Source organism: Streptomyces sp. UG1, from assembly GCF_049974585.1.
GTDB lineage: Bacteria > Actinomycetota > Actinomycetes > Streptomycetales > Streptomycetaceae > Streptomyces.
This window is the reverse complement of the sequence record NZ_JBNGGG010000007.1, coordinates 144,920-157,144: the sequence shown is the minus strand read 5'-3', so window position 1 is coordinate 157,144 and position 12,225 is coordinate 144,920. Positions and strand designations below refer to the sequence as shown.

Here is a 12,225-nt window from a genome sequence, read left to right as displayed (position 1 = left end):
GTGTGGTGCGTTCCCCCGTTGTCCCTCACTGATATGAGCGCGCGGCCGGGCATCTGATACACCCTTCCGGGACAGAAATCTCCCGGGACCGAACCGGAGGCGGCTCAGAGCGGCAGTGCCTGGGCCGTTCCGCTCTGAACCGGCTCGGTCGGTGCCGGTGCCGGGATCGTCGGCAGCAACGGCTCCGTCTCCTCGGCGCGCTGCTGCGGAATCGACACCGGCCTGAGCTGCCGGGGACCCGAGACCACCGTGTAGTCCTGGCCGAGGAAGGGCGGAACCACCTCGCCCTGGTCCTCGCCGAGCGCCAACTGCACCGCCAGCCACGGCACATTGACCCCGCACAGCGACAGTTGGTGCAGCCCGCCCGCCGGCCGGGTGTTGACGTCCATCAGCACCGGCGTGTCCCCGAACATCCGGAACTGGATGTTCGACAGATAGTGCAGCCCGAACCCTTCGGCGATCAGCCGCGCCGGCCTCAGCCACTGCTCCTGCAGGGTGAACCCGCGACGGCGGCCGTTCTTGATCCGGCCGATCGCCAGCCGCACCCGGTTGTCCGGACCGGTGAGACAGTCCACCGACACCTCCGGCTGCTCCAGCCGGGGCATCACCAGCCAGTCCACCGGCTCGTCGGTGCGCCGCAGCGCGTCCAGCACCAGATCGAGCTGCACATACGGCGTCGGGAACCCGCTGAGGTGCAGAAGCGAGAAGGGGGCGCGCGTGATGACGCGGAAGCCCACCCCGCCCGCACCGGAGGCCGGCTTGAAGCAGGCCTTGTGGCCCGCCGCCTCCAACTCCTCGACCGCCGCGACCAGTTCATCGGCGTTGCGCACCCGCCACCACGGCGGCACCGGCACCCCGATGGCCTGCACGGCCTCGTAGGCGATCACCTTGTCCTGGAACACCGCCACGGCCTGAGGCGGCGGTGCGAGCAGCGCGGTACCGATCGCCTCGAACTCCGCCCGGTGCGCCACGATCGCCGACTGGTGCAGCCGGGGCACGAACACATCGATGCCGCGGCGCCGGCACTGGGCGAGGGCGTACTCCACGTACCCGGCCGGGGACAGGCCCTCCGGCTCCATGTCGGCGGTGTCGGCGGCGGCCAGCACGGGCGAGTCGGCGTCCCCGTGCGTGGCATGGATCTCCACGGCCCGATCGCTGGGATTTCGTCGGAGCTGATCCATGAAGAACACGTTCTCCGCGTACGTGCGGTTGAGCCAGACGCGTACGCGAGAGACCATGCAGGGCCGTCCTTTCGGGGGTTCGCGGGCAGGGCGAAGCAGGCCCGTACCCGGGCAGGGTGGTTGGAGGGTCACCAGTTCGCCCCTTGCGAGGGGGCGTTCAGAGCAGTGGTGTTGGGGCGATCATAGGGGTTTGCAGGGGTGCCCCGTGCAACGTACGTGTTACGGAATTGCGGAACCTTCCTGACCGTCTCCTTGTACCGGCCCGGCGCCATGTGTTCTCGTGGTGTCATTCGTGTGATCGTCCGGGGTGATCGAAAGGGGCGCAGGGTGACGTCGACGGCCGGCGGTGCCGGACAACTGCTGGCCATCAGCGACCTGCACATCGGCTACGAGGAGAACCGCGCCCTCGTCGAGCGGATGCGCCCCGCATCCGACGACGACTGGCTGCTCGTCGCCGGTGACGTGGCCGAGACCGTCGCCGACATCCGCTGGGCCCTCAAGACCCTCGCCGGCCGCTTCCGCAAGGTCGTCTGGGCACCCGGCAACCACGAGCTGTGGACCCACCCGAAGGACCCCGTCACCCTGCGCGGCGTCGAGCGCTACGAACACCTGGTCGACCTGTGCCGGGAACTCGACGTGACCACCCCCGAGGACCCCTACCCCGTCTGGGACGGCCCCGGCGGCCCGGTCGCGGTGGCGCCGCTGTTCCTGCTGTACGACTACTCCTTCCTGCCCTCCGGCTGCACCACCAAGGAGGAGGGGTTGAAGTACGCGCACGGCACCGGGATCGTGTGCAACGACGAGTACCTGCTGCACCCCGACCCCTACCCGTCCCGCGAGGCCTGGTGCGAGGCCCGGGTCGCCGGGACCGAGCGCCGGCTCGCCGCCCTGCCCGAGGACCTGCCCACCGTCCTCGTCAACCACTACCCGCTGGACCGGCACCCGACGGACGTGCTCTGGTACCCCGAGTTCGCCATGTGGTGCGGCACTCGGCTGACCGCCGACTGGCATCGCAGGTTCCGGGTCGAGACCATGGTCTACGGACACCTCCACATCCCGCGGACCACCTGGCACGAGGGCGTCCGCTTCGAGGAGGTCTCCGTGGGCTACCCCCGCGAGTGGCGCAAGCGACCGGACCCGCCGGGCAGGCTGCGCCGGATTCTGCCCAAGGAGGACGGGGCCCGTTGATCGAGGAGCTGCTGCCGGAGCCGGTGGTCACGGTCGAGGCGTACGGCGATGACGACGAGGCCGCTACCGCGCCGCTGTACCCCGAGGAGGAGGCGGTCGTCGCCCGGGCGGTCGACAAGCGGCGCCGGGAGTTCGCCGTCGTACGCTTCTGCGCGCGCCGCGCCATGGACAAGCTCGGCGTGCCGCCGCAGCCGATCCTGCCCGGTGAGCGCGGCGCCCCCGGCTGGCCGGCCGGACTGGTCGGCAGCATGACCCACTGCGACGACTACGCCGCCGCCGCGCTGGTCCGCGCCGGCGAGCTGGCCTCCCTCGGCATCGACGCCGAACCCCACCAGACGCTCCCGGAGGGCGTGCTGCCCGCCGTCGCCCTGCCCGCCGAGACGGACCAACTGCGCCGCCTGGCCGCCGAGCACCCAGGCGTCCACTGGGACCGGCTGCTGTTCAGCGCCAAGGAGTCCGTCTACAAGGCGTGGTTCCCCCTCACCGGACAGTGGCTGGACTTCACCGAGGCCGAGATCGAGGTCTTCGCCGACCCCGGCGAGCGGCACAGCGGCGGCCTGCGCGCCCGGCTGCTGGTGCCCGGCCCATGGGTGGGCGACCGCCGGGTCGACGTCTTCGAGGGCCGGTGGACGGTCCAGCGGGGGCTGGTGGCGTCAGCGGTGAGCGTGCCGCACACCTGAGCCCCCGTGTCCGCGCCCGGAGGGCGCTACGGCTCCGCCGGGCACCAGCCTTTCAGGAGCTGGAAGAACTCCTCCTCGTTGCCCGTCAGCCCCGCGTCCGCCAGCGCCTGTTCCGCCTCGGCCAGGACGCTGGGCGGCACCACCGGTGGCCGGCCCTTCCCGGGCGGACCGTCGAACGCGGCTCGTACGGTGTGCAACAGCCGCAGATAGGCCTGGACGGCGGTGCGCTCACGATCGGTCAGTACGGCGGTGGGCATCGGTCGGCTCTCCCCAAGTCGGCGTCGTCGCGTCACGCCCCGCACATGAGGGCGCACCACAAGCTTGCCGTCCACCACTGACAATCGGGCCCGACCAGCGCATTCGGACACCCGAGCGGGGGTACGCCGCCGGGTCAGCCCTGCGGCCCCAGGTACCCCAGGGACGCCTCGATCCGGCCCGCCAGGTGGTCCCGCTGCCCCCGCACCGACGAGTACGCCAGCCAGATACGGCACTTGCTGGCCAGCAGCAGGCCGAAGCTCTCGGCCTCCTTCTCCTCGGCCTCGTCGAAGCGGCTGCGGGCGGCGACGTTCAGAACCGTGGACCGCAGGTCGGCTTCGTCGTTCAGGAGCCGGGCCGCCACCGAGGCACCCTCGATGCTGTGGGTGCGGTGGCCGGCCTGCATGTGCCACAGCTCATGGCCGAGGATCACCAACTGATGATCCGGCGCGGTGCGTTCCTCGATCACCACGAGGTCCTGGTCGGTCATGTCGAGCCACAGCCCGCTGGCCGTGCCGGGCGGGAAGGCGGCCGTACGGAAGTGGACGGGCCGGCCGCGGCGTCTGCTCATCGCGTCGCACAGCGCCCCGTACAGCTTCTCGGGCGCCGCGGGCGCGGGGAGCGTCAGCTCCGTGACCAACTCGCCGCACAGGCGGCGCATTTCCCTACCGATGCCCACAGATCTCCCGTTCTCCCCGGATCACGACTCGGGTCGCTTGACGCTCTCCAGGAGCATGTCCAGCCACTCCGCGACCTTGTCGCGGTGCTGATCGGTGGGCAGTTGGGCGGCCCGCCAGGCGATGCCGCGCACGCCGTGGTCCTGGAGGAGCTTCTCCAGCGGGTCCTCGGCGGCCTGGGCCGCCTCGCGCTCCGCGAGCTTCTGGAGCAAATCCTGCTCGGTGCGCTGGAGGGCCCCGGCGAGCGCCTCGGGGTCCTCGGCGGTGAGGAAGCCGGCGTGCACCCGGAAGAAGCGCTGGATGGCGTCACAGTGCTCCATGGTCGGGCGCCGGTCGCCGTTGATCAGGGCGCCGGCCTGCTGCCGGGACATGCCCGCGCCGTCGGCGATCTCCTGCTGGGTGTACTTGCGGCCGTTCGGCTTCAGGCGGGTGCGGCGCAGCAGGTCGAGCCGCTGCAGGAACCGGGCCTGCACATCCGGCTCCCCCGCGGGGCGGCCGCCCAGCAAGGCCTTGACCACCGGTTCCGGGACGCCGCAGGCGACGGACAGGCGGCCGGTGTGGAAGACCTCCGCGTGCGGCACGCCGAGCCGGTCGGCGAGCGCGGTGACACGGGCGACGACGGCCGGCAGCGCTGCCGTCGGCGTGGCGCCCGGACCCTCGAAGCCATCCGTCACCGACAGATCTCCTACGTCTCTCACAGGCTTCTCACAAGCCCTTCCCGTGAACTCGACGGAGATTACCGGGTAGTTCGAACTCACATCCAGGCCTCGCCACAACTGTGGCCTATTTCAGCCGTCAACAGGCACGAAATGCCACGATAGTTGACACCGCTACAGCCAGGGCAGCAGGATCGGGGCGCCGCGTGAAGGCCGCATAGGCAAGAGGGGTGACCTCCCGATGGCATTTCAGGCAGGTGGACAGCGATCCGCACTGCGACCCGTCCCCGAGAGCCCCGAGGCCCAGGCGTATCTGCGGGACTACGCCGCGCTCGTGGAGGCCGTGCCCTTCCCGTCCGTCGTGCTCGACCGCCGCTGGGACGTCGTTCTGACGAACACCGCTTTCACGTCACTTTTCCGCGGCGTGGGCCCGCATCCGACGGCCATGCCCGGCGACAACTTCCTCAGATTCGTCCTCTTCCACCCGGACGCGGGCACCGTCCTCGGTGAGCACGAGTCGAGCTGGTGCCTGCCGATGCTCGCCCACTTCGCGGCCGCCCTGGAGCGGCACGGCCACGACCACGGGCTGCAGGCCATCCGACGGGAGATCGCCCAGGACCCGATCATGGAGGCCGCCTACCGGCAGGGCCTGCCGCACTGGATCCGCGCGGTCGGCGAGCGCGCCGTCGCCCAGGACGGCGCCGTACGCCCGCTGCTGCACCCAGACCCGCGCTGGGGCGCCACCGAGTGCCGGGTCGTGGACGAGACGCCCGCCACCTTGCGGGAGGTGGGCTGCACCCGGCTGACGCTGGTGCTGCGCGAGCTGCGCCGCGACCGGCCCCGGACGCGCGGGGCGCGCCAGGGCGCGGCCCACCTGCGCGTGGTGCCGGCCACCGAGGACTGAACGGGGCACCGTCGGCGTTCAGGTCGCCGACGGCGCCCCGTCGCCCCCGCGGGCTGCCTTCGGGACGTACGACATCCCGGCGTCACACCATTCCCTCCGTCAGTGGTGTGTGACATAGTACTGACGTGAGCGAGCGACTGACCTGCGACGTCGTGGTCGTCGGAGCCGGGATGGTGGGCGCGGCGTGCGCGCTGTACGCGGCCCGGGCCGGCCTCGACGTGACCCTCGTCGACCGCGGCCCGGTGGCCGGCGGCACGACCGGTGCCGGGGAGGGCAACCTCCTCGTCTCCGACAAGGAACCCGGCCCGGAGCTCGACCTCGCGCTGCTGTCCGGGCGCCTGTGGGCCGAGCTGGCGCGGGAGTTCGGGGCGGCGATCGAGTACGAGGCGAAGGGCGGCGTCGTCGTGGCCTCGTCCCCGGGCGGGCTCACGGCGCTGGAGCGGTTCGCCGACGCCCAGCGCGCCGCCGGAGTCGTCGCCGAACCGGTCGCGGGCGACACCCTGTACGCCCTCGAACCCCATCTCGCGCCGGGCCTGCCGGGCGGCGTCCACTACCCCCAGGACCGCCAGGTCATGCCGGCCCTGGCCGCCGCCCACCTCGCCCGCGCCTCGGGCGCCCGCCTGCTCACCGGCCGGACGGTGACCGACGTCCTGCGCACCCCGGACGGCGCCGTGCGCGGCGTGCGCACGGACCGGGGCGACATCCACGCCCCGGCGGTCGTCAACGCGGCCGGCACCTGGGGCGGTGACCTCGCCGCACTCGCGGGCGTCCACCTCCCCGTCCTCCCGAGGCGAGGCTTCGTCCTGGTCACCGAGCCCCTCCCGCGCAGGGTCCGCCACAAGGTGTACGCCGCCGACTACGTGGCCGACGTGGCCAGCGACTCGGCCGCGCTGCAGACCTCGCCGGTCGTCGAGGGCACGGCGGCGGGACCGATCCTGATCGGCGCCAGCCGGGAACGCGTCGGCTTCGACCGGACCTTCTCCCTGCCCGTCGTACGGGCGCTCGCGGCGGGCGCGACCCGGCTGTTCCCGTTCCTGGCGGACGTGCGCGCGATGCGCTCGTATCTGGGGTTCCGCCCGTACCTGCCCGACCACCTGCCCGCCCTCGGCCCCGACCCCCGTGTACCCGGGCTGCACCACGCCTGCGGCCACGAGGGCGCCGGGATCGGCCTCGCCACCGGCACCGGCCACCTCATCGCGCAGACCCTGACCGCGAAGACCCCCGACCTGGACCTGACCCCGTTCCGCCCCGACCGCTTCGCCGAGGAGGCCGCATGAGAACCCCTCTGGAGCTCGCCGACGCCCACCCGGGCCCGGCCTTCACGGTCACCCTGGACGGCCGCGAGATCGAGGCGCTGCCCGGCCAGACGGTCGCCGCCGCGCTCTGGGCGGCCGGGGTCACCTCCTGGCGCAGCACCCGGGGCGAGGGCCGCCCGCGCGGTGTCTTCTGCGGCATCGGCGTCTGCTTCGACTGCCTGATCACCGTCAACGACCGCCCGAACCAGCGCGCCTGCCTGGTGCCCTTGCACCCCGGCGACGCGATCCGGACGCAGGAGGGGACGGGACACAGTGACTGACCGCGACCGTGAACGGACGGCGACCCCGCACCTCGCCGTGATCGGCGCCGGGCCCGCCGGACTCGCCGCGACCGTCGCCGCCGCTGCCCGAGGCGTCCGGGTCACCCTGCTCGACGCGGCCGCGGAGGCGGGCGGCCAGTTCTACCGGCAGCCGGCCCGCGCACTGCGCGCCCACCGGCCCCAGGCTCTGCATCATCAGTGGCAGACGTGGGAGCGGCTGAGGAACGGATTCGAAACCCACGTGAAGGCGGGTGTCGTAAGGCATTTGACCGACCATCACGTCTGGTTCGTCGAGCGCCGGCCCGGCGGCGACTTCACCGTGCACGCCCTGCTCGGCCCCGAGCAGGAGGACCCGGCGGAGGTGCGCGCCGACGCCGTGCTGCTGGCCACCGGCGGATACGAGAAGGTGCTGCCCTTCCCCGGCTGGACCCTGCCCGGCGTCGTCACGGCGGGCGGCGCCCAGGCCATGCTCAAGGGCAGCCTCGCGACCTCCGGGCGCACCGCCGTCGTCGCCGGCACCGGACCGCTGCTGCTTCCGGTGGCCACCGGTCTCGCGGCGGCCGGCGTCGATGTGGCGGCCCTCGTCGAGTCCGCCGACCCGAAGGCGCTCGCACGGCGCCCCCGCGCGCTGGCGGCCCAGCCCGGCAAGATCGCCGAAGGCGCGCGGTACATGGCCCAGTTGCTGCGCCACCGGGTGCGGCTCCTGAATCGGCACACCCTCGTCGAGGCGCACGGCACCGAGCGGCTGGAGGCCGTGACCGTCGCCGCGCTCGACGCCGACGGGCGGGTCAGGCCGGGCACCGGGCGTCGTATACCCTGCGAGACCCTCGCCGTCGGCCACGGCATGCTCCCGCACACCGACCTCGCCGAGACCCTCGGCTGCCGCCTCGACGGGCTCCGCGTGCACGTCGACGACGAGCAGCGCACCGACGTGCCCGGCGTCTGGGCCGCGGGGGAGACGACCGGCATCGGAGGCGCGGCGCTCTCGCTCGCCGAGGGGCACATCGCCGGGCGCTCGGCCGCCGCCCGACTGCGCGGGACGCGGCCGGACCCGGCGAAATGGACGGTGCCCGCCAGGACCCGTACGCGACTGCGCGCCTTCTTCGCCGCGCTGGACTCCGTGTACACCCCGCCGGCGCACTGGACCGAGCAGGTCACCGACGACACCGTCGTCTGCCGTTGCGAGGAGGTCACCGGCGGTGCGATCCGTGCGGCCGTGACGGAGCTGGGCGCCGGAGACGCGCGGACCGTGAAGCTGCTGACCCGGGCCGGGATGGGCTGGTGCCAGGGCCGGGTGTGCGGACCGGCCGTCGCGGGGCTCGCCGGGTGCGGGATCGCGCCCGCCCGCCGGCCCTTCGCCCGGCCGGTGCCGCTCGGGGTGCTCGCGCAATCGCCATCAGCCACCAATAACGTGTCACATGTCACTGAGAGGGGATCCTCATGACCGCCACCGAGAACCGCCCCTGGCGCGGTGTCCTCGTCGCCACCGCCCTCCCGCTCGACGACGACCTCCGCGTCGACCACGGCAAGTACGCCGAGCACTGCGCCTGGCTCGTCGAGAACGGCTGTGACGGGGTCGTACCGAACGGCAGCCTCGGCGAGTACCAGGTGCTCACCCCCGAAGAGCGGGCCAAGGTCGTTGAGACGGCCGTCGCCGCGATCGGCGGATCGCGGGTCATGCCCGGCGTGGCCGCCTACGGCTCGGCCGAGTCCCGGCGCTGGGCCGAGCAGGCCCGGGACGCGGGCTGTACGTCCGTGATGCTGCTGCCGCCGAACGCGTACCGCGCCGACGAGCGCTCCGTCCTCGCCCACTACGAGGAGGTTGCGGGGGCCGGCATCCCGGTCGTGGCGTACAACAACCCCATCGACACCAAGGTCGACCTCGTCCCCGAACTGCTCGCCAAGCTGCACGGCGAGGGGTTTATCCAGGCGGTCAAGGAGTTCTCCGGCGACGTGCGGCGCGCCTACCAGCTCGCCGAACTCGCCCCGGAACTCGATCTGCTGATCGGCGCCGACGACGTCCTGCTGGAGCTCGCGATCGCCGGCGCCAAGGGCTGGGTCGCCGGTTACCCGAACGCGCTGCCGAGGTCCACCGTGGAGCTGTACCGGGCGGCCGTCGGCGGCGACCTGGACACCGCCAAGCGGCTCTACGCGCAGTTGCACCCGCTGCTGCGCTGGGACTCCAAGGTCGAGTTCGTGCAGGCGATCAAGCTCTCCATGGACATCGTCGGCCGGCACGGGGGACGCTGTCGTCCACCACGGGTGGCGCTGCTGCCCGAGCAGGAGGCGGTGATCCGCGCCGCCACGGAGAAGGCCGTCGCCGCAGGGCTCGCGTAACCGCAAGGGAGGCCGGTTCCATGCGCACCAAACTCGTCCTGCACGCCGTCGACTCGCACACCGAGGGCATGCCCACCCGCGTGATCACCGGCGGGATCGGGACCATCCCCGGGGCGACCATGAACGAGCGGCGGCTGTACTTCCGCGAGCACCGCGACGACATCAAGCAGCTCCTGATGAACGAGCCGCGCGGCCACTCCGCGATGAGCGGCGCCATCCTCCAGCCGCCCACCCGCCCCGACTGCGACTGGGGCGTGCTCTACATCGAGGTCTCCGGCTATCTGCCGATGTGCGGGCACGGCACGATCGGCGTGGCGACCGTGCTGGTGGAGACCGGCATGGTCGAGGTCGTCGAGCCGGTCACCACGATCCGGCTGGACACCCCGGCGGGCCTGGTCGTCGCCGAGGTGGCGGTGGAGAACGGCGCCGCGAAGGCGGTCACCCTCCAGAACGTCCCGTCCTTCTCCGTCGCCCTCGACCGCAAGATCACCCTGCCCGACGGGCGGACGGTGACCTACGACCTGGCCTACGGCGGCAACTTCTACGCCATCCTGCCGCTGGAGCAGTTCGGGCTGCCCTTCGACCGCGCGCGCAAGGACGACATCCTCGCGGCCGGCCTCTCCCTCATGGCGGCGATCAACGCCGAGGAGAAGCCGGTCCATCCCGAAGACCCCTCCATCCACGGCTGCCACCACGTCCACCTGATCGCCCCGGGCGCCACCGCCCGCCGCTCCCGGCACGCGATGGCGATCCACCCGGGCTGGTTCGACCGCTCGCCCTGCGGCACGGGCACGAGCGCGCGCATGGCCCAGCTTCACGCGCGCGGCGAACTCCCGCTGCACACCGAGTTCGTCAACGAGTCCTTCATCGGCACCCACTTCACCGGCCGCCTCCTCGGCACCACCGAGGTCGCGGGCCGCCCCGCCGTCCTGCCCAGCTTCACCGGCCGCGCGTGGGTCACCGGGACCGCGCAGTACCTGCTCGATCCGTCGGATCCGTTCCCGGCCGGGTTCGTGCTGTAGGGCCGGGTTCGTGCGCGCCGGATCCGGGAGGGGGCGCGGGGCCGGTGGCGGCGGGTTCGTGCACGGGTCCGGGGAAGGCCGCGCGGGCGATGGCGGCGGGTTCGTGCGTCGAGTCCGGGGAGAGGCCGCGCGGGCGGTGGCGCCGGGGATAATGGCCAAGTAGCGCGTAACGCGTGACATTGCACCCGCGCCCCGCACCAGCCGGCGTGCTCCGCACAAGCACGCGGCACCGCACCAGCTAGGAGAATCCGCATGCCCGCCCAGCGCACCGGCGCCCCGTCCACCGCAGCCGCCCCCGCGCTGCCCACCCTGGGCGGCAAGAAGAGCAGCTACCGGGAGCGGGTCGCCGATGCCCTGCGGGCCGCGCTGATCGCCGGGGAACTGCTCCCGGGCGAGGTGTACTCGGCGCCGACGCTCGCCGCCCGCTTCGGCGTCTCGGCGACCCCGGTGCGCGAGGCCATGCTGGACCTGGTCAAGGAGGGCCTGGTCGACACCGTCCCCAACAAGGGCTTCCGGGTCACCGCGGTCTCCGAGAAGCAGCTCGACGAGTACACCCACATCCGGGCGCTCATCGAGATCCCCACGGTGGTGGAGCTGGCCCGGACCGCCGACGAGGTCTCCCTCCAGGCTCTGCGCCCGGCCGCCCGGGAGATCGTCCAGGCGGCCGTCTCCGGCGACCTCATCGCGTACGTCGAGGCCGACACCCGCTTCCACCTCGGCCTGCTGGCCCTCGCCGGCAACGCCCACCTCGTCGAGGTCGTCGGCGACCTCCGCAAGCGCTCCCGTCTGTACGGGCTCACCGCGCTCATGGAGGCCGGCCGCCTGCTGGCCTCCGCCGAGGAGCACCTCGAGCTACTCGACGCGCTGATCGCCCGCGACGAGAAGGCCGTACGCGAGGTCATGACCCGGCATCTGGGTCATGTCCGGGGGCTGTGGGCGGCGAAGCAGGCACCGACTTCGTGACCGCGTCCTGCGGGCCCCCGCGCTTCGCCGCCTGGATCTGCTCGTACACATGGGTGCGCAGCTCGGCGAAGCGCGGGTCCACGCGGGTGTGCAACTGGTCGCGCTCGGCGGGCAGATCGACCTTGAGCTGTTCCCGTACGACGGTGGGGGAGGCGGACAGCACGACGACCCGCTCGCCCAGGTAGACGGCCTCGTCGATGTCATGGGTGACGAACAGGATCGTGATGCCGCGCTCCCGCCACAGCCCCCGGACCAGATCCTCCAGATCGGCCCGCGTCTGCGCGTCCACCGCCGCGAACGGCTCGTCCATCAGCAGTACGTGGGGTTCGTACGCCAGTGCTCGCGCGATGGCGACCCGTTGTTGCATACCGCCCGAGAGCTGCCATGGATAGGCCCCGACGGCATCCGCGAGGCCGACCGACTCCAGCGCGTCCTGGACCAGCTCCCGGCGTCGGGCCTTGCTCAAGTCCTTCTGCTTCAGGGGGAGTTCGACGTTGTCGCCGACCCGCATCCAGGGGAAGAGGCTGCGCCCGTACTCCTGGAAGACGAACGCCATCCCGGGCGGCGGGCCGCTCACCTTCCGTCCCTCCAGGAGCACTTCGCCGCTCGTCGGGGTGAGCAGGCCGCCCATGCACTTCAGCAGGGTCGTCTTGCCGCAGCCCGACGGGCCCACGAGACAGACCAGTTCCCCCGCGTCCACGGTGAAGGTAAGGTCGCGCACCGCCTCCACCCGGCGCCCTGACCCCTCGTAGACCTTCTTCAGGCCGCGTACGTCGAGCATGGACC

Annotated in this window: 14 protein-coding genes; 9 read left to right on the top strand and 5 right to left on the bottom strand. The window is 72.5% G+C overall.

The genetic code is table 11. The annotated features are described in order from the left end of the window. Window positions 1-104 precede the first annotated feature (104 nt). Complete coding sequence (locus tag ACP4J3_RS10300; RefSeq protein WP_426532653.1) at window positions 105-1,238, bottom strand: ATP-grasp domain-containing protein; 1,134 nt, start codon at window positions 1,236-1,238, stop codon at window positions 105-107. Window positions 1,239-1,508: 270 nt separating this feature from the next. Between ACP4J3_RS10300 and ACP4J3_RS10295 the strand changes: the two genes are divergently transcribed. Both ACP4J3_RS10295 and ACP4J3_RS10290 read left to right on the top strand, forming a co-directional pair. After that, complete coding sequence (locus tag ACP4J3_RS10295) at window positions 1,509-2,369, top strand: metallophosphoesterase family protein (protein ID WP_426532651.1); 861 nt, start codon at window positions 1,509-1,511, stop codon at window positions 2,367-2,369. Next, the gene (locus tag ACP4J3_RS10290) at window positions 2,366-3,049 is read left to right on the top strand and encodes a 4'-phosphopantetheinyl transferase family protein (RefSeq protein ID WP_426532650.1); all 684 of its coding nucleotides are present in this window, start codon (window positions 2,366-2,368) and stop codon (window positions 3,047-3,049) included. Before ACP4J3_RS10295 ends, ACP4J3_RS10290 begins: the two co-directional genes overlap by 4 nt. A gap of 26 nt (window positions 3,050-3,075) precedes the next feature. Here the strand turns inward: ACP4J3_RS10290 and ACP4J3_RS10285 are convergent, their stop codons facing one another. The 3 genes from ACP4J3_RS10285 to ACP4J3_RS10275 all read right to left on the bottom strand — a co-directional run bounded on the left by ACP4J3_RS10285 (window position 3,076) and on the right by ACP4J3_RS10275 (window position 4,655). Continuing rightward, complete coding sequence (locus ACP4J3_RS10285) at window positions 3,076-3,306, bottom strand: hypothetical protein (RefSeq protein ID WP_426532648.1); 231 nt, start codon at window positions 3,304-3,306, stop codon at window positions 3,076-3,078. A gap of 134 nt (window positions 3,307-3,440) precedes the next feature. After that, window positions 3,441-3,965 (bottom strand): toxin-antitoxin system, toxin component, encoded by a 525-nt coding sequence (locus tag ACP4J3_RS10280; RefSeq protein WP_426532646.1) that lies wholly within the window; start codon window positions 3,963-3,965, stop codon window positions 3,441-3,443. 39 nt (window positions 3,966-4,004) lie between these two features. After that, window positions 4,005-4,655 (bottom strand): helix-turn-helix domain-containing protein, encoded by a 651-nt coding sequence (locus tag ACP4J3_RS10275; protein WP_194039068.1) that lies wholly within the window; start codon window positions 4,653-4,655, stop codon window positions 4,005-4,007. Window positions 4,656-4,878: 223 nt separating this feature from the next. Here ACP4J3_RS10275 and ACP4J3_RS10270 point away from each other — a divergent pair, with 223 nt between their 5' ends. The 7 genes from ACP4J3_RS10270 (at window position 4,879) to ACP4J3_RS10240 (ending at window position 11,439) form a co-directional block, all read left to right on the top strand. Further along, the gene (locus ACP4J3_RS10270) at window positions 4,879-5,541 is read left to right on the top strand and encodes a hypothetical protein (protein ID WP_426532644.1); all 663 of its coding nucleotides are present in this window, start codon (window positions 4,879-4,881) and stop codon (window positions 5,539-5,541) included. A 125-nt stretch (window positions 5,542-5,666) separates the two neighbouring features. Further along, complete coding sequence (locus tag ACP4J3_RS10265; RefSeq protein ID WP_426532642.1) at window positions 5,667-6,818, top strand: NAD(P)/FAD-dependent oxidoreductase; 1,152 nt, start codon at window positions 5,667-5,669, stop codon at window positions 6,816-6,818. Beyond that, window positions 6,815-7,117 carry a (2Fe-2S)-binding protein gene (locus ACP4J3_RS10260; protein WP_426532640.1) on the top strand — a complete coding sequence of 101 codons (303 nt, stop codon included), beginning with the start codon at window positions 6,815-6,817 and terminating at the stop codon, window positions 7,115-7,117. The genes ACP4J3_RS10265 and ACP4J3_RS10260 overlap by 4 nt, the downstream gene beginning before the upstream one ends. Then, window positions 7,110-8,561: an FAD-dependent oxidoreductase gene (locus ACP4J3_RS10255; RefSeq protein WP_426532638.1), complete on the top strand. Its 1,452-nt coding sequence runs from the start codon at window positions 7,110-7,112 to the stop codon at window positions 8,559-8,561. The genes ACP4J3_RS10260 and ACP4J3_RS10255 overlap by 8 nt, the downstream gene beginning before the upstream one ends. After that, on the top strand, window positions 8,558-9,454 hold the full coding sequence (locus ACP4J3_RS10250; protein WP_426532636.1) for a dihydrodipicolinate synthase family protein: 897 nt from the start codon (window positions 8,558-8,560) through the stop codon (window positions 9,452-9,454). The genes ACP4J3_RS10255 and ACP4J3_RS10250 overlap by 4 nt, the downstream gene beginning before the upstream one ends. A gap of 20 nt (window positions 9,455-9,474) precedes the next feature. Further along, window positions 9,475-10,476, top strand: a complete 1,002-nt coding sequence (locus tag ACP4J3_RS10245; protein ID WP_426532634.1) for a proline racemase family protein — start codon at window positions 9,475-9,477, stop codon at window positions 10,474-10,476. Between the two features lie 252 nt (window positions 10,477-10,728). Beyond that, entirely contained in the window at window positions 10,729-11,439 is a 711-nt protein-coding gene (locus ACP4J3_RS10240; protein WP_426532632.1) for a GntR family transcriptional regulator, read from the top strand. Here ACP4J3_RS10240 and ACP4J3_RS10235 read toward each other — a convergent pair. Beyond that, the gene (locus ACP4J3_RS10235; protein WP_426532630.1) at window positions 11,375-12,220 is read right to left on the bottom strand and encodes an ABC transporter ATP-binding protein; all 846 of its coding nucleotides are present in this window, start codon (window positions 12,218-12,220) and stop codon (window positions 11,375-11,377) included. The two genes, ACP4J3_RS10240 and ACP4J3_RS10235, sit on opposite strands and share 65 nt — an antisense overlap. Between the last annotated feature and the right edge of the window lie 5 nt (window positions 12,221-12,225).

What these genes read in the sequence shown, in the direction of transcription:
- ACP4J3_RS10300 (WP_426532653.1), bottom strand. Translation starts at nt 1,238, where the DNA reads ATGGTCTCTCGCGTACGCGTCTGGCTCAACCGCACGTACGCGGAGAAC.
- ACP4J3_RS10285 (WP_426532648.1), bottom strand. Translation starts at nt 3,306, where the DNA reads ATGCCCACCGCCGTACTGACCGATCGTGAGCGCACCGCCGTCCAGGCC.
- ACP4J3_RS10280 (WP_426532646.1), bottom strand. Translation starts at nt 3,965, where the DNA reads ATGCGCCGCCTGTGCGGCGAGTTGGTCACGGAGCTGACGCTCCCCGCG.
- ACP4J3_RS10270 (WP_426532644.1), top strand. Translation starts at nt 4,879, where the DNA reads ATGGCATTTCAGGCAGGTGGACAGCGATCCGCACTGCGACCCGTCCCC.
- ACP4J3_RS10260 (WP_426532640.1), top strand. Translation starts at nt 6,815, where the DNA reads ATGAGAACCCCTCTGGAGCTCGCCGACGCCCACCCGGGCCCGGCCTTC.
- ACP4J3_RS10250 (WP_426532636.1), top strand. Translation starts at nt 8,558, where the DNA reads ATGACCGCCACCGAGAACCGCCCCTGGCGCGGTGTCCTCGTCGCCACC.
- ACP4J3_RS10245 (WP_426532634.1), top strand. Translation starts at nt 9,475, where the DNA reads ATGCGCACCAAACTCGTCCTGCACGCCGTCGACTCGCACACCGAGGGC.
- ACP4J3_RS10240 (WP_426532632.1), top strand. Translation starts at nt 10,729, where the DNA reads ATGCCCGCCCAGCGCACCGGCGCCCCGTCCACCGCAGCCGCCCCCGCG.
- ACP4J3_RS10235 (WP_426532630.1), bottom strand. Translation starts at nt 12,220, where the DNA reads ATGCTCGACGTACGCGGCCTGAAGAAGGTCTACGAGGGGTCAGGGCGC.